Below are 20,661 nucleotides of genomic sequence, written 5' to 3'. Positions count from 1 at the left end.
CTAGTTCAACGGCGGAAGCCGACGATGACTACATCATAACGGGGGATCCCGCAATGCTGAGAAAACTGATTTTGCCACTTTCCGCGATGGCGCTGCTGGGCGGTTGCATGACCGGCGGGTATGGCTATCAACAGGCGCGCGGCGACTACTACTACGGTCAGCCGACCACCGACTACCGGTACTACAACCAGTACGACGGCTACTCCAGTCATCGGTACCCGGGGTACTACGGCGGCGCCCATTACGGCAATGGCTATTACGGCAACGGCTATAACCGCAGCTATCCCTACGGCTACTACCGGCCACCGGTGATCGTGGTGCGGCCCGGCCACAACAACAACAACGGCAACAACGGCAACCACACGCCGCGGCCGGATACCGATCGTGATCGCGCGCCGTGGCGGGATTACGAGCGCCTGCAGCGCGAACGGATCCAGCGCTCCGAGCGTCCTACCGGTTCGCCCGCGGCGGTGCAGCGCAGTGTCATCGCCGCGCCGGTTCGCCCGACTGCCGCGCGCCCAGCCTCGTCGGCGCGCCCAGCGTCGACAAGCAGCAATCGGGGCTCACGGACGGAGACAATGATCCGCAAGTCCAAGGCCGGACGCGAAAAATCCAATCCCGTAAGACAGAAATAGTGGCCTCACGGTGCATCCGGTAATTCAACACCGGATGACTACGATGCGCTGGTATTGACAGATAGCGTCGCAATGCGACGTAATCAGGTATCGTCTCTATGTCGACGTCTCACGAGGAATCTCGGATCCCCCCTGTTCCGCCCTCGTTTGACGTCGACGCCTACACTGAAAGCCCCGCTCCGGCGGGGCTTTCGCTTGTTCGGGACGCATCGGGACGCATCGGGGCGCGACAGGAATCCCTGGCTGGAGGCGTGTCGCCGCGGCAGGGAGGCGGTATTTATCCGCGCAAAGTGAGGCGCGCGTCACATTTAATGCATAGAAAAAGGGCCGAATGTCCCCCGACATTCGGCCCCCGTGCTTCCCCAACAGGCACTTGGTCGGCCCTGTTCCAATTCCGACCGGCGCCAGGCGCCTGCCCTGTTGGGTGCATGATTGATAAAGCATGAAGCGTGCCAAGTCCCGCTGCCTGCCGGGATATTCCGCCAGCATGTGCGGACGCGACACACGGGTGAACGGCGTAGAATCCACGCCCTGCGGCGGCTCGGGATGTCACGACGGGTTGCCCAATGACGGCCGACTGGCCAGGTCTTGCGATGAGCAATGATTTCTTTCAATACGACGTGATCGTGGTCGGTGGCGGCCACGCCGGCACCGAGGCCGCACTGGCATCGGCGCGCGCGGGTGCGCGGACCCTGCTGCTGACCCACAACGTCGAGACGGTCGGCGCGATGAGCTGCAACCCGGCGATCGGCGGGATCGGCAAGGGCCATCTGGTGCGGGAGATCGACGCGCTTGGCGGCATCATGGCGCACGCCGCCGATGCGGCCGGAATCCAGTGGCGTCGGCTCAACGCGAGCAAGGGACCGGCGGTGCGCGCGACGCGCTGCCAGGCCGATCGCAGCCTCTACCGCGCCTTCATCCGCCGTGCGGTGGAGAACCAGCCGGGCCTGACCCTGTTCCAGGCCGGGGTCGACGACATCGATTTCGACAACGCCAAGGTCCGCGGCGTCACCACCCAGACCGGTCTGCGCTTCCATGCGCCGGCGGTGATCCTGACCGCCGGCACCTTCCTCGCCGGCAAGGTGCACGTCGGCCTGACCACCTACGCGGCCGGGCGCGCGGGCGATCCGCCGTCGGTCACCCTGGCGCAGCGGTTGCGCGAAGGCCCGTTCGTGGTGGATCGGCTGAAGACCGGCACCCCGCCGCGTATCGACGGACGCAGCCTGGACTACTCGGTGATGGTCGAGCAGCCCGGTGACGACCCGCGTCCGGTGATGTCGTTCATGGGATCGCGTGACGACCACCCGCGCCAGCTGTCGTGCTGGATCGCCGAGACCTGCGAGCGTACCCACGAGATCATCCGCGGCGCACTCGACCGCTCGCCGCTGTACACCGGCCAGATCGAGGGGGTCGGCCCGCGCTACTGCCCGTCGATCGAGGACAAGGTGGTGCGTTTCGCCGAGAAGGCCAGCCACCAGATCTTCGTCGAGCCCGAGGGTCTGGGCGTGGCCGAGATCTACCCCAACGGCATCTCCACTTCGCTGCCGTTCGATGTGCAGCTGGAGCTGGTGCGCTCGATCCGCGGTTTCGAGAATGCCCACATCACCCGCGCCGGTTACGCGATCGAGTACGACTACTTCGATCCGCGCGGGCTCAAGGCGACGTTGGAAACCAAGGCGGTCGAGGGCCTGTTCTTCGCCGGTCAGATCAACGGCACCACCGGTTACGAGGAGGCCGCCGCGCAGGGGCTGCTGGCCGGGGTCAATGCGGCGCGTCAGGTGCGTGGGGAGGCCGGTTGGTGTCCGCGCCGCGACGAGGCGTACATCGGCGTGCTGGTCGATGACCTGATCACCCACGGCACCGTCGAGCCGTACCGGATGTTCACCAGCCGCGCCGAGTACCGCCTGCAGCTGCGCGAGGACAATGCCGACCTGCGGCTGACCGAAACTGGCCGCAACCTGGGTCTGGTCGGCGATGCGCGCTGGGCCGCGTTTGCCGCCAAGCGCGAGGCGATCGAGACCGAGAACGCGCGGCTGGCTGCGATCTGGGCCTCGCCCAACAATCCGCTGGGCCGCGAGATCAATGCCAGCCTGGGGATCGAGCTGAGCCGCGAGAGCAGCGCGCGCGACCTGCTCAAGCGGCCGGAAGTGACCTATGCGCGGCTGGTAACAGTGGCTTCGCTGGGGCCGGCGGTGGCCGACCCGGCGGTGGCCGAGCAGGTCGAGATCGGGGTGAAGTATTCGGGCTACCTCAACCGCCAGAACGAGGAAATTGCCCGCCAGCAACGCCATGAGACCACCGCGATTCCGCCGGGCTTCGATTTCGCCCGGGTCCACGGACTGTCGGCAGAGCTCAGCGGCAAGCTCGAGCGCGTGCGGCCGCAGACCATTGGTCAGGCCCAGCGCATCCCCGGCATGACGCCGGCAGCGATCTCGCTGCTGCTGGTGCACCTGGTGGGCGCGCGACGCCACCAGGTCGCCTGAGAGACCTGGTGCCGGCGTCAACTCCCGGTTGACCGGTTTGCGGGCGGCTGCCTAAACTGCGGCAGCTTGCCGGGGCCCCACTCCCCCGGCCATGACCACACCGTGGACACACCGAGTCGATCTAGAACATTCCCCGACACCATGGCCCGCACGCGCGCGCGGCGATGCGTGGAGCCTGCGACGACCCGGTAAACCGGTGTTGCCAGCTTCCGCGATCGCACGATAGCGACCGGCCGGAGGCATGAAGATGCAACCCAACCCCCAACAGGCCGTGCGGCCGTTTTACCGCGCCGATATCCACGGCAACTTCGATGCCGATCTGGTCGCCGAGGCGATCGCGGCCGAGCTTGGGCACGACCAGCTCCAATACAACAACTCCGAGGCCCTGCAGGCCGCGTTGACCGAAGTGCTGGCCGCCGACCTGGCGGACGTGCTGACCCGCCTTTCGCCGGAGCAACAGGCCGCAGTGCTGCCGTTGATCGCCGCTGACGAGCGCGCGCTGGTGTTTGGCTACCTGCCGCTGGAACTGCAGACCTTGCTGGTGGCCGGCATGCCGCGCCCGGTGGTGCTGGAACTGCTCAAGCTGATGTCCGCTGACGAGCGCGTGGACCTGTTCAACACCTTGCCGTCGGATCGGCGCGAGCGCCTGTTGCCGGCATTGGCGCAAGCCGAGCGCGACGATATCCGGCGTCTGGCCAGTTACCCGCGTGACAGCGTCGGTGCGTTGATGACGTCCGAGTACGCGACCCTGACGCCGCAGTTGACCGCAGACCAGGCAATCGCCGAGCTGCGCCGGGTCGCGCCCGACAAGGAGACCATCTACACCTCCTACGTGATCGACCACGATCGCCGTCTGCTGGGTGTGGTCACGTTGCGGCGCTTGATCCTGGCCGATCCGGCCACCCTGGTGTCGGAGATGATGGCTGCCAATCCCGTCACCGTCCACGTCGATGCCGACCAGAGCGAGGCGGCCAACAAGATCGCGCGATACGACTTCATGGCGTTGCCGGTGGTCGACCATGACGAGCGCATCGTCGGCATCGTCACCGCCGATGACGCGATGGACGTGGCCGAGGCGGAAGCGACCGAGGACTTCCACAAGGCCGGCGGCACCCTGGGCAGCCTGACGATGAGCATGAAAGATGCCACCGTCGGACTGCTGTACCGCCAGCGCGTTTACTGGCTGGTGCTGCTGGTGTTCGCGAACCTGTTTTCCGGGGCCGGCATCGCCCACTTCGAGGACCTGATCGCGGCCAACATGGCGTTGGTGTTCTTCCTGCCGTTGCTGATCGCCAGCGGCGGCAATGCCGGTGCGCAGTCGGCCACGCTGATGGTGCGTGCGCTGGCGACCGGTGACGTGGAGATGCGCGACTGGGGCAAGATGCTGGGGCGCGAGGTGGTGGTCTCGACGTTGCTGGGGCTGACGATGGCGTTTGCCGTGAGCGCGATCGGCCTGTTTCGTGGCGGTCCGGCGATTGCCCTGGTGGTGGCCTTGACGATGCTGCTGATCGTGCTGGTGGGCAGCGTCATGGGCATGTCGCTGCCGTTCCTGCTGAACCGGTTCAAGGCCGATCCCGCCTCGGCCAGCTCGCCACTGATCACGTCACTGGCCGATGGCGTGGGCATCCTGATCTACTTTGCGATCGCCACCGTGCTGCTGTCGTGGCTGGGTCATGCCGTCGCCTGATGTTGGCGGCAACCCGCGCCATCGAGTGACGGCGCCGGGTCGGCGGTTGGCGGACAGCAGCGGTAGACTGTCGCGATGAAGCCGACCCGCCTGGATGTGCTGACAACCGCGGTCCTGGCCACCGCAATCCTTTGCGGCGCTTGCAGCCCGGTACCAGACGCCGACACCGCGGCAGTCGATAGCGCGGCAGTCGGCGACGGTGCGCTCGACGTCCCCCCCTCTGCCATCGCCACCGAGTATCAACGTCATCCATGGCCGTTGCCGGCGCCGGTCGGCGCGGCCCAGCCGGATCTGGTGGCAGCGCTGGATGGCACCTTGTTGTTGTCCTGGATTGAACCCAGGCAGGCCGGCAGCCACGCGCTGGGGTTTTCCATCGCGGAGACGTCGGGTGGAAACGACGTGGCCGGCTGGACGGCGCCGGCGACAATAGCGACCGGGGACGACTGGTTCGTCAACTGGGCCGACACCCCGCATATCGCCATGGGCAATGATGGCGCGTTGTGGGCGCACTGGCTGCAAAAGTCCGCCGCCGCCGGATACGCCTATGACATCGCCCTGGTGCGATCCGACGATGGTGGCGGCACCTGGTCGGCGCCGGTACTGGTCAACGACGATGGCACTGCGACCGAGCATGGGTTTGTCTCATTGTGGCCACAGGGCGAGGCTGGACTCGGCGTGGCGTGGCTGGACGGCCGCCAGACGGCGGGCGGCGGCCACGATGCGGGCGCCGGGCATGACGGCCATTCCAGCCAAGCGGGCGCGATGAGCTTGCGCGCCGCGCAGTTTGACGCCGCGCAGTTTGACGGCATGGCTGCGGACAAGGTCCTGCTGCGCAAGTCGGCCGACACCCGCATCGACGCGATGACGTGCGACTGTTGCCAGACCGCCATCGCGGTGACGTCCAAAGGCCCGCTGCTGGCCTACCGTGACCGCAGCGCCGGGGAGATCCGCGATATCGCAGTCACCCGGTGGCAGGACAACAACTGGACGCCGCCGCATATCGTTCATCCCGACCAGTGGGAAATGCCGGCCTGTCCCGTCAACGGCCCGTCGATTGCGGCCAATGGCGACCAGGTCGTGATCGGCTGGTACACCAGTCAATCCACACCGGCCGGCGAAATTCCGACCGTCAAGCTTGCCTACAGCGACGATGCCGGCGATACCTTCGCCGCCCCGATCACCCTGGACCAGGGTCAAGCGGTACAAGGGCGCATCGCGGTGGCCATGGACGCCGATTCGGCGTGGGTGGTGTGGCTGCGTGAAGACGCGCAAGGCCAGTCGCTGCAGCTGGCTCGCTACTCGGCCGGACTGGCGCGGGAAGAGCAACGCATCGAGCTGGCCAAGGTCGCCGGGCGCGGGCGCGGTACCGGCTTTCCGCAGATCGCCCTTGCCGGTGGCGACGCCCATGTGGTCTGGACCGAGGTCGTGGACGGCACGCCCAGTGTCCGCGGTGCGGTCATGCAATCGCAGGTCGCGCAGAACGGTCCGTTGCACTGATCCGGTCTTTTTTCTTCGTTCATGGCGCCCCCATATCGGTTGGGTCGGGTTGCCGGATTCGTGTTCGTCTGGCGTTTGTCCCCGGCCGTGGGAGCCTTGGCTTCGCCCGACAGGCGGTTTGGAGGAAGATAGTGCCCACGACCTTTGATTCATGCCCCCAGTACAGAGCGTTTGCAGGCCCCCCATGAGTGATGCCAAACCCGCCATCGACACCGCGACCTCGCTGCATGCCGCTACCGGGCCCAAATTGAACGACATGGACGCCGGCCTGGAACCGTCTGCGGAACGTGCGCCCCGCCTCGACTACGTTGACAGCTGCGATCTGCCGATGCCGTGGGCGAACTTCCGCATGCACGGCTTTGCCGATCGTGCCAGCGGCGGTGAACACGTGGTGTTGACCCTCGGTTCTATTTCCGATGGCGAACCTGTGCTGGCGCGGGTGCATTCGGAATGCCTGACCGGCGATGCCATGTTCAGCCGCCGCTGTGACTGCGGCGCGCAACTGGAAGAGGCGCTCAAGCGTATCGCCACCGAAGGTCGCGGCATGCTGCTGTACTTGCGCCAGGAAGGCCGCGGCATCGGTCTGCTCAACAAGATCCGCGCCTATGCGCTGCAGGATGCTGGAGCCGACACGGTGGAGGCCAACGAGGCGTTGGGGTTTGCCCCTGACCTGCGTGACTACGGGATATGCAAGCCGATGCTGGCGCATTTCGACGTGAACGCGCTGCGCCTGATGACCAACAACCCGGCCAAGGTCAAGGCCATGCAGGCGGTGGGCGTTGCGGTCACCGAGCGGGTCGCGATCCTGGTCGGCCACAATCCCAGCAACCGGCGCTACCTGGCGACCAAGCAGGACAAGCTCGGCCACTTGATCGACACCACGGCAGCGGCGAAGGCGCCGGCACACGACTGAAGCCGTCCGGCGCCGGCTTCACGTCGGCTCGACGAGGTGCGTAGCTACTGTGCCCCGACCCATGCGGCAAGAGCCTCGGGGTTCGACGACATGACGTGACCAGCGAGGCGGATGCCGATGGAGATATTCGAACTGTCGATGCCGCTATGGAAGTTGCTGGCGCGCGCCACGTTGATCTATTTCTCGCTGGCGATCGTGCTGCGGTTGCTCCCCAAGCGCGAGATCGGCGGGCTCTCGCCAAGTGACCTGCTGGCGCTGGTCATAATGGGCGGCTTGGTGGCCGATTCGATGTCGACGGGTGCGGAACACCCGCTGGATTTTGTCGTCCTGGCGGGTGTGGTGCTGGCATGGTCCTGGTTGATCAACATGCTGGAGTTCCGGTCACCGCTGTTCGCGCGCTGGACCGTCGAGGCTCCGGTGGTAATCGTGCGCGAAGGCGAGATGCTGCGACGAGCGATGCGCCAGGAGCTGGTCACCGAGCTGGAGCTGCTGAGTCAGTTGCGACTCAACGGCCTGGAGAAAGTTGAGGATGCGGCGCTGGTGACAGTGGAGCCCAATGGCCAGCTCAGCGTGATTGCCAAGTCCACCGGGCATTGACCGCGCGGCGCTATTTTTCCTTGCGCCAGTTGACCGAGCCGCGGTTCTCGATCGAGCTGGATTCGATCTCGATATCAAAGCCGTGGTCGAGCAGGTATTTCAACGTCAACACCTGGCCGGTGCCCAGCAACGACACGCCGTAGCCGACGTACAGCCTTGGCGAGAGCTGCTTGCCAACGCCGAACACGCTGCCGCCGAGCGCTTGGCTCTGCATTACCCCGGCTTCGTCCAGGCCGATTTTCGCGCCCAGCTGGGAAGCCAGCAGGCTGCCGCCGGCGGTGAGGGCGGCGCTGGCGGCGTTGAGCTGGCCGCGCTCGCTGCCGCTCAGGGTCGACAGCGGGCGGCCCAGGGTGAGGTAGGCGAGCGACTCGGCCTGGGAGCTGGCGGGATTGGACCAGACCTCGGCCTGCGGGTCGGAGGCGCGGCCGCTGACGTCGACACCGGCGGTGACATCGCCGATCTTCCGCTCCGCGCGCAGCCGGATCGCGGGGTCGGCAATCGGGTCGTTGGACCAGCTCAACTGGCTGCTGGTGATGCGCAGGTCCTGGCCGTAGGCGGTGTACTCGCCGGCCACGGTGATGATGCCGGTGGCGGTCATCTCCCGTCCGGGGCGCGACACGATACGCATGCCGCCGCCCAGCTTCCCGTCCAGGCCGAAGCCGTTCATCTGCACGTCGTCGCCGAGCCGGATCACCAGCTCCATCTGCAGCGGCGTACCGGGGCCGTCCTCGGGATCGACCGGATCGAGCACCACGACGTCATCGGAGACCGCTACCGTCTGGTCGAGTTGTTCCAGGTTGATGCGGGCCTCCGGCACCTCTACCCGGCCGCTCAGTTGCAGTGGTTGGCCGGCCTGGTACTGCAGCTTCAAGTCCGGGCTGGCGACCAGGCGCAGTTCCAGGCTGTCCGATACCAGCACGTCGGTGCCGCGGACCGTGAGTACCAGCGGCGTCTGATCGCCTTGCCAGCCCAGGCTGCCATCGATGTTGAGCACGCCGCTGCCGGGGTTGCCGGCGGTCGATGCGGAACGCACGCTGCCATGGATCTGCGCCGTCCCGTCGGACAAGGCGTTGAGCTGCAGGTTGCCCTCGCGCAGGGTGATGGCCAGTGCCGGGATCTCGGTGCTGAAGTCGGTCAGTTGCGCCTGTCCGCCCAGTTGCGGCTCCGCGCGGGTACCGCCCAGGCGGATATCGGCGTTCAGCTGGCCGGTCGGCTCGACGATGTCGGCAACAAACAATTCCAGCCAGGTGAGTTCATCGGTGTCCAGCGAGACCTGACCGGCGAGGGGAGAATAGGCATCCCAGCCGGTAATGACGTGCGCGTCGATGCGGCCGTCATCGTTGAAACCGGAGGCGAGCACCGCCTCGATCCCCTGGCGGCGGAAGTCCGCCGTCAGCGACAGGTTGTCGTATTCAATCAGCTCGCTGCGTGCACGTGGACTGGCCTTGATGCCGCCACTGGCCGAGCTGACCCGCATCTTGCCTTCCCAGTAGTCGCCCACGGGACGCAGTTGCGCATCGATGGCGATCTCGCCACGCATCACCCACGGCCGGTCCTCTTCGCGTTGTGGCAGGTAAGGTTGCACCAGTGCCAATGGCAGCCCTTGTCCGGTGATGCTGATGCCCGGTCGCGGCCAGTCAACCGCCACGCACGCCGAGCCGCCGGCGCTGGACGCCAGGCACGCATTGTCGAGGCTCCCGGTGCCGGCGGGGTCCGGGCTCCAGGCGAACGCCGCCGGTTGCAGCAAGTGCCAGTCCGCGCCGCGTTGCAGCTCCAGCCGCAGCGTCTCCAGCACGCCTTGCCAGCGACGGCCTTGCCGGTCGAGCTTGGCGGCCACGGCCAGGCTGCCCAATGCGCCGCTGGTGTTGGCGTCAAGCGCCAGCTGCTCGACGGCCCCACGGGCGTCGATGGCCAGTGTGTCCAGTTCGATGCCCGCGACCAGATCGCTGGCACGCACGCTCAACGAGCCGTTGCCGCGCGACCATGGCAAGTGGCCGTCGATGCGGATCGAGCCGGCCGAGTAGTCACCAAAGACAATCCCGTTGCCGTCCAGGTCGGCGCTGATGTCGGGTGCCGTGGGCGAGCCAACCAGGTGGATCTCGCCGCTCAAGCTGCCGGCGCTGTCGGGCAACAGGTCGGCCAGCCGCAACGGCGAGAACCGCGCGTTGATGTCCAGGGTATCGCCGGCGCGACCCTGGGCTTCTATGCGGCTGCCGCCGAGGGCGAGGGTCAGTTCGCCCTCGTAGCTTGCGTTGCCTCCGGTGGGCGCCGCACCGTGCATCGTGAAGCTGCCCTCGCCATCAAGTGGTCGTCCGCGCAAGCGGCCACCCAGGTCTGCAAGTTCGGCGTTGATGTCCAGGCCGCCGTCGTCGCGGGTGAGCCCGTCACTGGTGATGTGGCCATTCACCGCCCCATCCCAGCCGGCGGCGAAGTAACCCGGATCAAAGCCGGCCAGTTTTGCGTCCAGGTCCCAGGCCAGGCCCGGTGCCCACGCCACCGTGCCGGTGGTGGCCAGCGTGCCGGTCGGCATCTGCACGTCCAGGCGCTGCAGCTGCATCTGCTGGGCATCGCCGCGCCCGTCCAGGGTCAGTGCCGCCTGCTCGCCGGCGCGCGACAGGGTAGCGGTACCGACCAGCGCCCAGGCCTTCATCGTGCCTGCCAGCCCCAGATCCGCATCGGCGTGGATGACGGGATTGTCAGCAACAGTCGCCGACGAAGTGGTCGCACTGTTGGAGCCACCCCATTGCAGGTCGCGCACGTTGGTGGCGAAACGAAACTCGGGATTGTCCGGGTTGTTGAAGTCGGCGCGGCCGCGCGCGGTGACGGCACCCCCGAGCAGTTGCAGCCGCAGCGGGTTCAGCTGTAGCACCTGGTCCTGGACGTGAAGCCGGGAATTGACTACCCGGGCCTGGAAATCCCCTTGCCGCAGCTCGCCGCGCAAGCGGGCGTCGCCGCCAACGCCGTCGGCCTGGAATTGAAACGCCAGTGGTGTCGGTGAAGGTGCGACGTCCGACCCGGTCAACAAGCCGATATCGAGTGCCTCGGCGTTGGCGCGCAATTGCCAGCGGGGTCCCTCGGTGGCGGTCATCGCCGGGCCTGACACGACCTCGCCGGCGCCGGTGACCAGCTGCGGTTCGCTGCCGTCGCCGCGCAGCACCAGTGTCGCCTGGAAGGCTTCCGGTGCGCGGCCGGCCAGTGCCACGTCCATGCGGTCCAGGTCGCCTTTGGCCACAAAACCCAGCCGGGCCGGGGTGCGTCCGGTGGCCGCCGGCAGTATCGCGGTTGCCACCAGGTCGCTGCGGTAGCGGTCCGCGGGCACGTAATCGCCGTGTGCGGTGAACCGGCCACGGTCGCTGTCGACCACCAGATGCTCGATATGCAGCGTGCCCGGGCCGGCATCGAGGCCGCCGCGCAGGCGCTGGATGTCGATGGTGGGAACCCCTTCGCTGCTGACCCGGAACCCGTCGACCTGGATGTCGTCGGCCTGCAGCGCCAGTGGGGGGGCGATCTGTGGCAACGAGTCCGGCCAGCGCGGCAGCTCGAACGGCTCATCGCCTTGCGGCAGGTCCAGCGTCGCGTTCTCGATCTGCATCGCGTCCAGCCGCAGGCGCCGGCCCAGCAGCGGACGCAACGCCGGGTCCACGGTGACACGCTGCGCGGTGAACACGATGGCGTCGTAGGTAAAGCGCACGTCATGCATGGTCAGCGGTCCCGACGCGGGTCCTTCGGCCTTGCTCCAGCTCAAGGTGGCGTTGTCGGGCAGGCGCGAGACCACTTGGCCGAGCAGGAACTCGCGTCCGCCGATGCTGCCCAGCAACCAGTAGCCGAATACACCCAGGGCGACGACCACCAGGGCGGCCGACAGCCCGCCACGGACGGCCAGGTAGCGCGTGCGGGCCTTGCGCCGCGCACGCAGCTCGGCAATCCGCTGCTCGCGCTGTTCCGCCGTGAGGTCGGGATCGATCCGTCGGCGCAGGATGCCGGCCACCGGCTACAGGTCCGCGCCGATGCTGAGGTAGATCTGGAACCCGGCGTCGGGGTCGTCCAGGCCGTGGCCGATATCGACCCGGACCGGGCCGACCGGGGAGCGCCAGCGCACGCCGGCGCCGACGCCGGTGTGCCAGTCCGGCGTGCCGTCGAACGCGCTGCCGCTATCGACGAACGCCGCGGCGCCCCAGTTCTGGGTGAAGTAGTGCTCGTACTCGACGCTGGCAGTCGCCACGTTCTTCGCGCCCAATGCGTACAGCTTGCCGTCGCTGCCCTCCACACGCGGACCGACCTCGCGCCAGGCGTAACCGCGGATGCTGCGGTCGCCACCGGCGAAGAAGCGCAGGCTTGGCGGCATTGCGACCAGGTCGTCGGTGAAGGTATGGCCCAGTTCGCCGCGCACGATCAACCGGTCGCGATCGCCCATCCCGCGATACCAGCGCAGCGTCGCCCTGGCCTGGGAAAAGTTGGCGTCGCTGCCCACGCCTTCCAGGCCGCCGCGCACCAGCAGGGTGCCGGCGAGACCGTTGCGGGGGAAGACCAGACTGTCGGCATCGATGTATTCGGCCCGCAACGACGGATAGGTGAAGGTCGCGTAGCGGTAATCCGGGCCGGTGCTGGCGTCGCCATCGTCATCGGCGAGATAGGACCAGCGCTCGCGCAACGCATGCAGCGACGCGGTGACGTTGAGATGGTTGTTGATGCGCCCACTGCGACTACCGACGAACTCGATCCGGCGACTGTCCATGTAGTCGGTCTGTTCGTCCGCCGCTTGCGCACTGAACGTATACCAGCCATCCACCCACGCGAACGCGGGGATGCGGTACTGCGTGGTCAGGGTCTTGCGGCGCTGCGCGTAGTCGAGCTGGACCAGTGCCTTGTGGCCACGATCGTTGACGTAACGGCGCTCCATCCCCAGCCGCACACCCGGACCACTGTCGGTGCCATAGCTCAGGCCGGCGCTGTAAATGCTGCGTTTGGCGGGGAACAGCAGCACGTCGATGGGAACCTGGCCATCGACGGCCTGGTCGGGGTTGGGATTGATGACGACCGAGGAGAAGTAGTCCAGCCGTGACAGCGACTCGCGCAGCCGGTCCAGCTTGCCCTGGTGGTAATAGCTGCCGGTTTCCCAATAGACCAGATTGTCGAGCAGCGAGGTGCGCAGGATGGCCTCGGGCTTTTGCTCGAACGTGATCACGCCCATGTCGTAGCGCCGGCCGCTGGTCCACACCAGGTCGATGTCGGCCGCGTGCTCCGCGCGGGTGACTTCAACCCGGCGACTGGCAAAGTCCGCGTCGAAATAGCCGCGCTGGCCAAGCCGTCGGCTGATGCGGGTCTTGCTGGCTTCGTACACCGGGTGTTCGAACACCTCGCCAACCTCCGGCTGGAACGCGGCGATGTCTTCGGTCAGGTAACGGTCGCGGCCGCCGTCGCCTTCGATGGCAACGTGCTCGCGTCGCACCCGCACCGGCTCCCCGGGGTCGACCGCGATGGTCACCGTGGAGGTGGCGTCGCCGCGGTCGCGCTCCACGGTAATCGTCGGTGAGTAATAGCCGAACGGTTCCAGTGCTTCACGGGTCTGGTCTTCGGCCTCGCGTACCAGATACGCCAACCGCCGGCCGGACAGGTCCTTGCCGACCACGTCGACCAGCGCCACCGCGCTGCGCACGTTCTCGGTCATCGCCTCGTCCAGGCCGGTGACGATCACCTTGTCCACCTTCGCTGCGTGCACCGGGCCGCTGGCGAACAAGTACAACGCGGCGACGGGCAGAGCGAGGCGGGGAAGGCGCATACGGGCGAGGATACCGGTAGCGCGTCAACAATGGATTAGGACAGGTCTCAGATCGATAAGTCTCAAATCGACCCGCCTCAAATCGATAAGTACTCGATTGCCGCCACGCTGCCCAGCCGGTCACTCAGACGCTTGAGCAGCGCCAGCCGGTTGTTGCGCACCTTCTCATCGTCGGCGTTGACCATCACCTGCTCGAAGAACGCATCGACCTGCGGACGCAGCCGGGCCAGCCGGCCGAGTACGGCCACGTAATCGTCCTGCTCCAGCAGCGGGTCGGTATCGGCGATCGCCGCGTCGACCGCTTCCGCCAATTCGCGTTCGGCCGGCTCGCAAAACAGGCTCGTGTCGACGATGTCCGGCACCGGACCCTCGACCTTCTTGAGGATGTTGCGGCTGCGCTTGTTGGCGGCGGCCAATGCGGCCGCTTCCGGCAGGGCCGCAAACGCGCCGATCGCCTTGAGGCGGCGGTCGAAGTCGAGCAGCGAGTCGTGGGCTACCTGGGCCACCGCCTCGAACTGTTGCACCGAGATGCCCTGGTCGGCGTAATAGCCGCGCAGGCGGTCGTAGACGAAGGCGGTGACATCAAAACTGCCGAGGTCCGGATGTTGCAGCGGCTGGGCGGCGATGGCGCGCTCCAGCAGCTCGTGCAGCAACAGATCGTGGCCGCCTTCGAGCAAGGTGCGTGCCAGGCTCAGGGCATTGCGCCGCAGCGCGAACGGGTCCTTGTTGCCGGTCGGCTTCAGGCCGGCGACAAAACCGCCCGCCAGGGTATCCAGTCGTTCGGCGATGGCCAGTACCTGGCCGAGTTTCGATGGCGCAATGGCATCGCCGGAGAAACGCGGCATGTAGGCTTCGTCGATCGCGTGGGCCACCTCGACCGGTTCGTTCTCGACCGCCGCGTAATAGCGGCCGGCGATGCCCTGAAGTTCCGGGAACTCGCCCACCAGGCGCGACTGCAGGTCGGCCTTGGACAGTTCGGCGGCGCGCCGGGCCAGTGCGGGGTCGATGCCGACTTCGCCGGCGATCGATCCGGCAAGAGCCGTCACGCGTTGCACCTTGTCGGCGAGGCTGCCGAGTTTGGCCTGGTAGGTCACGCTGCCAAGCCCGTCGTTCATCGACGCCAGTCCCTGCTTCATGTCCTCCACGAAGAAAAACTTGGCGTCGCTGAAACGCGGCCGGATCACCCGCTCGTAGCCCTTGCGGACCTCTGCTTCATTCTTGCTCTCGATGTTGGCAATGGCGACGAAGTGCTCGCTGAGCCGGCCCTGCCCATCCAGCACCGGGAAGAACTTCTGGTGGGTTTCCATGGCCGCGATCAATGCCTCGGCCGGGACCGCGAGGAACTCGGACTCGAACCCGCAGGTGATCGCACTGGGCCATTCGACCAGGCCGTTGACCTCTTCCAGGATGCCAGGCTCGATCCGCGCCACGCCGTTGCATGCCTGCGCCGCGGCTTCGACCTGGCGCACGATGCTTTCGCGCCGCTCGTCGGCATCCACCAGCACTTTCGCGCCACGCAGCGACCCCACGTAATCGCCGGGCGTGCTGAACCAGACCGGCTTGTCATGCATGAAACGATGACCGCGACTCATGCGGTCGCTGCGCACGCCCAGCAGTTCGACCTCCACCACGTTGTCGCCCAGCAGTACCACCAGCCAATGCACCGGCCGGGCGAACCGGTAGTCGTGGTCGCCCCAGCGCATCGGCTTGGGGATCGGCATCGCCGCCAGCGCTTCGCTGATGATCGCGCCCAGCAGATCGGCGGTCTTCGCGCCCGGTTTGACCGAGCGGTTTACGAAGCGCTCGCCCTTGTTGTCGGTGGTCTTCTCCAGCGCGGTCCACTCGACGCCGGCCTTGGCGGCAAAGCCCTGCAGCGCGCGCGTTGGCTGGCCCTCGGCGTCCAGCGCGATGTTGAGGTACGGCCCCAGCACTTCGGAGGACTGCTCGGGTTGCTCAACGGCCACGCCGGGCAGCAGTACCGCGAGTCGGCGCGGGGTGTACAGCGGCTTGGCCTCGTCGCGCTCGAAGGCGACGCTGCGCTTGACCAGGCCGTCGAGTACGCCATCGAAGAACGCTTGCGCCAGCCCGGCCAGCGCCTTGACCGGCAGCTCCTCGGTGCCCAGTTCGATCAGCAGCGGTTGCATCCGCACGCCCGTGTTGCCCGAGGTGATGTTGTTCATCACACGCTCTCCTTGCCGGCCTGCTGGGCGGTGGCGTTCTTCGACGAGCCCGGTTTCAACCCGGGAAAGCCCAACTTCTCGCGTTGGGCGTGATAGGCCACGGCCACCGCCTGGGAGATCTTGCGCACGCGCAGGATGTAGCGCTGGCGCTCGGTGACGCTGATCGCGCGGCGCGCATCGAGCATGTTGAAGCTGTGGCTGGCCTTCATCACCTGCTCGTAAGCCGGCAGCGGCAGGTTGAGTTCGACCAGTGCCAGCGCTTCGGCCTCGCACTCGTCGAAGCGCCGGAACAGTACGTCCACGTTGGCATGCTCGAAGTTGTAGGTGCTCTGCTCGACCTCGTTCTGGTGGTAGACATCACGATAGGTCACCGGGTGGCCGTCGGGGCCGTGGGTCCAGACCAGGTCGAACACGTTGTCCACGCCCTGCAGGTACATGCACAGGCGCTCCAGACCGTAGGTGATCTCGCCCAGCACCGGCCGGCATTCCATCCCGCCGGCCTGCTGGAAGTAGGTGAACTGGGTCACCTCCATGCCGTTGAGCCAGACTTCCCAGCCCAGCCCCCAGGCGCCGAGGGTCGGCGATTCCCAGTTGTCCTCGACCAGCCGCAGGTCGTGCACCAGCGGGTCCACGCCGAGTGCTTTCAGCGAGTCGAAGTACAGCTCGACGATGTTGTCGGGCGAGGGCTTCATCGCGACCTGGTACTGGTAGTAGCGCTGCAGCCGGTTGGGATTGTCGCCGTAGCGGCCGTCGGTAGGGCGGCGGCAGGGCTGTACGTAGGCAGCGTTCCACGGCTCCGGCCCCAGCGCGCGCAGGAAGGTGGCCGGATGGAAGGTGCCGGCACCGACCTCCAAGTCCAGCGGCTGGATCAGCACGCAGCCCTGCTCGGCCCAGTACGTATTCAGGCGCTGGATTAATTGCTGGAAGGTCGGAGGCGACATGCTTGAAAGGCCGTGGGGCAAAGCAAGTTAGTATACGGCCCGCTTTGCACGCGTCGTTTTTTCGCCGTTTCACTCTGGGATACCGCTGTCCGTGACCATGCCTTTCCTGATTATCGCGACCGGCCAGCCGGCCGAACCCCTGCGCCGCCACGGCGATTTTGCGCACTGGATCCGGGTCGCCGCGGGCTTGCCACGCGACGGTGCGGTGGTGATCGATGTCCAGGCCGGTGACACATTGCCCCATCGCGAAGGCTTCGCCGGTGTGATCGTGACCGGGTCGGCCTCGATGGTCACCGAGCGCCTGGCGTGGAGCGAGGCCACCGCGGCCTGGTTGCGTGACGCGGCGCACGCGGGCTTGCCGCTGTTTGGCATTTGCTACGGCCACCAACTGCTGGCGCACGCACTGGGCGGAGAAGTTGGCGACAACCCGGCCGGTCGCGAGATGGGCACGGTCGAGATCGAGCTGCTGCCTGCGGCCGCGCAGGATCCGTTGTTCGCGCCGTTGCCTGCGTCGTTCGATGCACAGCTGACCCACCTGCAAGCTGTGTTGCGTGCGCCCGCCGGGGCCGAGGTGCTGGCGCGATCGGCAGCCGACCCCTGCCAGGCATTCCGCTGGGGGGATAACGCCTGGGGGGTTCAATTCCACCCCGAATTCAGTGCCACCCACATGCGTGGCTATATCGAGGCGCGCAAGATTGCATTGCAGCGCGAAGGGCTCGATCCACGTGCGATGCTGGCGGCGGTGGGGGCTTGCCCGCAGGGTCGACGGGTGCTGCGCCGATTCGTCCACCACGCGCGCGGGCTGACACAGGGTGTATCTACAAGGGAGAAAACCGGGTCATGACGGATATTCGCAAGGTGCCTGCCGGTGCAGGCGCGGAATGGTTGCTGGGCGGGTTGGCGTTGTTGCGCAAGGCGCCGCTGACGCTGGGCTTGCTGGGTGTCATCTGGGGTGGCCTGTCGACCTTGGCGTCGGTCGGCGGGCAGGTCTGGCTGAGTCTGGTGTTGGCGGTGCTGGGGCCGGTCCTGTTTGCCGGCGTTGTTTACGCGACGCGTGAAGTCGACCAGGGGCGCCCGGCGTCGCCGGCCGACCTGGTGCAGGGCGTGCGTGATGGCAAGGTGCCGCAGCTGTTGGCGATGCTGCTGCCGCAGATCGCCGCGTTGGTGGTGGTGATGGTGTTGCTGGTGGCGATGGTGGGAAGCCAGGAGCTGGTGCGCCTATCCGAGCTCATGGTCGAGCTGCAGGTCAATCCGGATCCCGCACTGGTCGAGTCGCTGCCGCTGGGTCGGCTGTTTGGCTGGATGATTGCCGCGTTGGTGGTCGGCGTAGTCGCCGGATTCTTTACCTTCGTTGCGATTCCCGAGGTGATGTTCACCGATCGCGGCGCCTTCGCGGCGATGAAGCTGAGCTTCCGCGCCTGCCTGAGCAACCTCGGCGCGGTATTGGTGCTGTTGGTGCTGTTGGTGATCGCGATGGTCGCGCTGAGCCTGGCGTTGCAACTGGTCGGGATGGTGTTGAGCATGGCAATCGGGGCAATGGCGTCGATGTTCGTGGTCCAGCTGCTGCTGATGGCGATCCTGCTGCCGGTGATGGGCGGGGTGGCCTATCTCGCGTGGCGACAGATGATCGGTGACGCACCGACGGCGCCAGTGGTGTCGGCAGGCGGTTTCGAGGCCTGATCGGCGGCAAGGTGTGACGGGCTGACGGGCATGCAGTAACGGAGCATGCAGTGCAGTGGCGGCACAGTCCCCGGGGGAGGACGGCCGGGTTTGACGTGATGTACCACCTGTGGCGTGACGTTTGTGATGGCGGTAGCGATGAAGCCATCCCTGCCGGGGCGCTCACCGCCTGATCGGATCCGCGTCAGAGCAGCGCTTGCTCCAGCGCAGTGCGCATCACCGCCATCGCCGCAATCATGCCCCATAGCGTCAGTGCGATGGCGGCGATAGCGAGTACTCCAAACCAGACCCAGACCCAGGCGGGCAGTTTGCCGCCCGGGTCTCCGGCGGCCACTACCGGGGCTGTCACTACCCGTGTCGCGCTGATGCGGTCGTGCAAGGCCAGGTGGTGCGGCGCCAACGCCGCCATCAGGTGGCCGATGTTCAACGTGGCCCATGACAGGCTGCCCGCAAGGTGGCGGGTGAGGGCGCGATGGGGTGTCAACGCTTGGCCATGCGGGTCGAGCACCTGCAAGCCAAGCAGGCGCTGGCCGGGTGTCGCCCGTCGGCGCGAGCATTCGCAGAGGACGTGGTAAACACCGCCCAACAAGGCGATGGCGAGCAGCAGCGGCCACGTCAGCGACCACAGCGTCGACTGCAAGCTCAGGCTAGCCTCATGCAACGCCGGGTTGTGCAGCAGTGCCGCGGCCAGTTGCGGCAGGGGAACGTAATCAATGATCGCGTCGGCCATGGCTTGGCTTGCCGCCTGCAACAAGCCGGTCACCTGAGACGACACGGCATGCGCCGGAGCCGAGGTGATCGGCCAGGCCAGCAGCAGGGCCAGCGGCGTGATCGATGCCGTGTCGATCGACCACGCCGCGGTACGCTGCCAGAACCCCGCGGGAGTCAGTAGCCGGCGGTCGGGAGGCGGATACGCGACCACGCGACCACGCTCAGTCTTTTGGGGCTGTCGCCGCGGATGGCACCAGCCACCGTGACGCGACGATGCCGACCTCATACAACAGGCACATCGGGATCGCCAGCATCAGTTGCGACACCACGTCCGGCGGGGTGATCACCGCGGCGACGATGAAGATGCCCACCACCGCGTAACCGCGTGATTCGCGCAACTGCTGCGGGGTTACCCAGCCGAGCAGCGTCGCGATTACCAGCGCGACGGGCAGCTCGAAACTGGCGCCGAACGCCAGGAATATCACCAGCACGAAATCCAGGTAGGCGCTGATGTCGGTCATCATGGCCACGCCATCGGGCGCGATGCGGGTCAGGAAGCCGAATACCATCGGCAGCACCAGGAAGAACGCGAACGCGCAGCCGGCGTAGAAAAGCAGGACGGCCGAAGCGAGCAGCGGAATGGCGAGCCGCTTCTCACGCTGGTACAGGCCCGGTGCGACGAACGCCCACGCCTGGTAAAGCAGCCAGGGCATCGACACCATCACGGCGGCAAAGAAGGCCAGTTTCACCGGGGTGAAGAACGGACTGGCGACTTCCACAGCGATCAGCTGGCCACCGGCGGGCAACTTCTCCAGCAGCGGCGCGGCGAGCAGGGCGTAGAGGTCATTGCCGAACGGCAGCATCACCACCAGCACCACGACCAACCCGACCACCGCACGCAACAGCCGTGAGCGCAGCTCGATCAGGTGATCGAGCAGGCGGGGGGCGTTGCCCGACTCGGTATCAGTTGGCTCGTTCGGCGCAGTCATGGGCGCGACGACGACGGGTCGCGGACCGGCTTGTCAGGCGATGGTGGGTCGCGCCGGACAGGGTCAGGCTCGACAGGGTCGGGCTCACGTCGCGCCGGGGCAGCTGGACCGGGCTCCCGGTGCTCGGGCTCGGCCGGCTCATCGCGCGGCGGACCGGGTTCGCCGGGATATGGCTCATCGTGCGTCTGGTCGCCGCCGGGCGCGGGCTGCCCGGAACCATGCGAGTCGTGGTCGGCGCTGGGTTGCGCCTGGGTGGCCTGGGTCCATTCACGTTCGGCAATATCGCGGCCGTGTTGCAGGTCGCGTCGCAGACCCTCGCCGCTGGCCTGCAACTGGTCGCGGGCATCGCGCAATTCGTCCTGGGTCTTGCGCAGGCTGCTCTTGAGTTCCTCGTCCGCCAACTCTCTTTCCAGTTCGGACTTCACCGAGTACCACTGCGCGCGGGCGCGGCGAACCCACAGTCCGGCGAATCGCGCAGCGCGTGGCAGGCGCTCGGGGCCCAGTACCAGCAACGCCACGATCGCCACCACGAAAAGCTCTGAAAAGCCGATGTCGAACATGCCGGTAGC

At 66.8% G+C, this 20,661-nt stretch carries 15 protein-coding genes; 8 read left to right on the top strand and 7 right to left on the bottom strand.

The window, feature by feature from the left end; translation table 11 throughout:
* Positions 1 to 53 precede the first annotated feature (53 nt).
* From ACW7G6_RS06120 to ACW7G6_RS06095, 6 genes are all read left to right on the top strand, one after another.
* Complete coding sequence (locus tag ACW7G6_RS06120) at positions 54 to 635, top strand: hypothetical protein (RefSeq protein WP_456997785.1); 582 nt, start codon at positions 54 to 56, stop codon at positions 633 to 635.
* Between the two features lie 593 nt (positions 636 to 1,228).
* The gene (mnmG, locus tag ACW7G6_RS06115) at positions 1,229 to 3,118 is read left to right on the top strand and encodes a tRNA uridine-5-carboxymethylaminomethyl(34) synthesis enzyme MnmG (protein ID WP_456997784.1); all 1,890 of its coding nucleotides are present in this window, start codon (positions 1,229 to 1,231) and stop codon (positions 3,116 to 3,118) included.
* 247 nt (positions 3,119 to 3,365) lie between these two features.
* A complete protein-coding gene (mgtE, locus tag ACW7G6_RS06110) occupies positions 3,366 to 4,805 on the top strand; it encodes a magnesium transporter (RefSeq protein WP_456997783.1) in 1,440 nt (479 codons plus the stop codon).
* A 75-nt stretch (positions 4,806 to 4,880) separates the two neighbouring features.
* The gene (locus ACW7G6_RS06105) at positions 4,881 to 6,302 is read left to right on the top strand and encodes a sialidase family protein (RefSeq protein ID WP_456997782.1); all 1,422 of its coding nucleotides are present in this window, start codon (positions 4,881 to 4,883) and stop codon (positions 6,300 to 6,302) included.
* Positions 6,303 to 6,486: 184 nt separating this feature from the next.
* Positions 6,487 to 7,215 carry a GTP cyclohydrolase II gene (gene ribA, locus ACW7G6_RS06100; protein WP_456977816.1) on the top strand — a complete coding sequence of 243 codons (729 nt, stop codon included), beginning with the start codon at positions 6,487 to 6,489 and terminating at the stop codon, positions 7,213 to 7,215.
* Between the two features lie 117 nt (positions 7,216 to 7,332).
* Positions 7,333 to 7,812 (top strand): DUF421 domain-containing protein, encoded by a 480-nt coding sequence (locus ACW7G6_RS06095; protein WP_456977815.1) that lies wholly within the window; start codon positions 7,333 to 7,335, stop codon positions 7,810 to 7,812.
* A 10-nt stretch (positions 7,813 to 7,822) separates the two neighbouring features.
* Here ACW7G6_RS06095 and ACW7G6_RS06090 read toward each other — a convergent pair whose 3' ends face one another.
* The 4 genes from ACW7G6_RS06090 to glyQ all read right to left on the bottom strand — a co-directional run bounded on the left by ACW7G6_RS06090 (position 7,823) and on the right by glyQ (position 16,712).
* Positions 7,823 to 11,800 carry a translocation/assembly module TamB domain-containing protein gene (locus tag ACW7G6_RS06090; RefSeq protein ID WP_456997781.1) on the bottom strand — a complete coding sequence of 1,326 codons (3,978 nt, stop codon included), beginning with the start codon at positions 11,798 to 11,800 and terminating at the stop codon, positions 7,823 to 7,825.
* 3 nt (positions 11,801 to 11,803) lie between these two features.
* The gene (locus ACW7G6_RS06085; protein WP_456997780.1) at positions 11,804 to 13,591 is read right to left on the bottom strand and encodes an autotransporter assembly complex protein TamA; all 1,788 of its coding nucleotides are present in this window, start codon (positions 13,589 to 13,591) and stop codon (positions 11,804 to 11,806) included.
* Positions 13,592 to 13,668: 77 nt separating this feature from the next.
* The gene (gene glyS / locus ACW7G6_RS06080; RefSeq protein ID WP_456998128.1) at positions 13,669 to 15,735 is read right to left on the bottom strand and encodes a glycine--tRNA ligase subunit beta; all 2,067 of its coding nucleotides are present in this window, start codon (positions 15,733 to 15,735) and stop codon (positions 13,669 to 13,671) included.
* A 35-nt stretch (positions 15,736 to 15,770) separates the two neighbouring features.
* Positions 15,771 to 16,712 (bottom strand): glycine--tRNA ligase subunit alpha, encoded by a 942-nt coding sequence (glyQ, locus tag ACW7G6_RS06075; RefSeq protein WP_456997779.1) that lies wholly within the window; start codon positions 16,710 to 16,712, stop codon positions 15,771 to 15,773.
* A gap of 97 nt (positions 16,713 to 16,809) precedes the next feature.
* Here glyQ and ACW7G6_RS06070 point away from each other — a divergent pair, with 97 nt between their 5' ends.
* Both ACW7G6_RS06070 and ACW7G6_RS06065 read left to right on the top strand, forming a co-directional pair.
* A complete protein-coding gene (locus tag ACW7G6_RS06070; protein WP_456998127.1) occupies positions 16,810 to 17,556 on the top strand; it encodes a glutamine amidotransferase in 747 nt (248 codons plus the stop codon).
* Complete coding sequence (locus ACW7G6_RS06065; protein WP_456997778.1) at positions 17,553 to 18,392, top strand: BPSS1780 family membrane protein; 840 nt, start codon at positions 17,553 to 17,555, stop codon at positions 18,390 to 18,392. The genes ACW7G6_RS06070 and ACW7G6_RS06065 overlap by 4 nt, the downstream gene beginning before the upstream one ends.
* 184 nt (positions 18,393 to 18,576) lie before the next feature.
* Here the strand turns inward: ACW7G6_RS06065 and ACW7G6_RS06060 are convergent, their stop codons facing one another.
* From ACW7G6_RS06060 to tatB, 3 genes are read right to left on the bottom strand one after another with little or no spacing between them, the layout of a single operon-like run.
* Positions 18,577 to 19,314, bottom strand: coding sequence for an RDD family protein (locus ACW7G6_RS06060; RefSeq protein WP_456997777.1), 738 nt, complete (start codon positions 19,312 to 19,314; stop codon positions 18,577 to 18,579).
* A 10-nt stretch (positions 19,315 to 19,324) separates the two neighbouring features.
* The gene (tatC, locus tag ACW7G6_RS06055; RefSeq protein ID WP_456997776.1) at positions 19,325 to 20,092 is read right to left on the bottom strand and encodes a twin-arginine translocase subunit TatC; all 768 of its coding nucleotides are present in this window, start codon (positions 20,090 to 20,092) and stop codon (positions 19,325 to 19,327) included.
* Positions 20,089 to 20,652, bottom strand: coding sequence for a Sec-independent protein translocase protein TatB (tatB, locus tag ACW7G6_RS06050; RefSeq protein ID WP_456977808.1), 564 nt, complete (start codon positions 20,650 to 20,652; stop codon positions 20,089 to 20,091). Before tatB ends, tatC begins: the two co-directional genes overlap by 4 nt.
* Positions 20,653 to 20,661 lie beyond the last annotated feature (9 nt).

Source organism: Lysobacter sp. A421, from assembly GCF_054052145.1.
This window is presented reverse-complemented; position numbering and strand designations above follow the sequence as displayed.

Coding starts and splice junctions, on each gene's coding strand:
- ACW7G6_RS06120 (WP_456997785.1), top strand. CDS start 54: ATGCTGAGAAAACTGATTTTGCCACTTTCCGCGATGGCGCTGCTGGGC.
- ACW7G6_RS06070 (WP_456998127.1), top strand. CDS start 16,810: ATGCCTTTCCTGATTATCGCGACCGGCCAGCCGGCCGAACCCCTGCGC.
- ACW7G6_RS06095 (WP_456977815.1), top strand. CDS start 7,333: ATGGAGATATTCGAACTGTCGATGCCGCTATGGAAGTTGCTGGCGCGC.
- ACW7G6_RS06105 (WP_456997782.1), top strand. CDS start 4,881: ATGAAGCCGACCCGCCTGGATGTGCTGACAACCGCGGTCCTGGCCACC.
- ACW7G6_RS06065 (WP_456997778.1), top strand. CDS start 17,553: ATGACGGATATTCGCAAGGTGCCTGCCGGTGCAGGCGCGGAATGGTTG.
- mgtE (WP_456997783.1), top strand. CDS start 3,366: ATGCAACCCAACCCCCAACAGGCCGTGCGGCCGTTTTACCGCGCCGAT.
- tatB (WP_456977808.1), bottom strand. CDS start 20,652: ATGTTCGACATCGGCTTTTCAGAGCTTTTCGTGGTGGCGATCGTGGCG.
- tatC (WP_456997776.1), bottom strand. CDS start 20,092: ATGACTGCGCCGAACGAGCCAACTGATACCGAGTCGGGCAACGCCCCC.
- mnmG (WP_456997784.1), top strand. CDS start 1,229: ATGAGCAATGATTTCTTTCAATACGACGTGATCGTGGTCGGTGGCGGC.
- glyQ (WP_456997779.1), bottom strand. CDS start 16,712: ATGTCGCCTCCGACCTTCCAGCAATTAATCCAGCGCCTGAATACGTAC.
- glyS (WP_456998128.1), bottom strand. CDS start 15,735: ATGCAACCGCTGCTGATCGAACTGGGCACCGAGGAGCTGCCGGTCAAG.
- ACW7G6_RS06085 (WP_456997780.1), bottom strand. CDS start 13,591: ATGCGCCTTCCCCGCCTCGCTCTGCCCGTCGCCGCGTTGTACTTGTTC.
- ribA (WP_456977816.1), top strand. CDS start 6,487: ATGAGTGATGCCAAACCCGCCATCGACACCGCGACCTCGCTGCATGCC.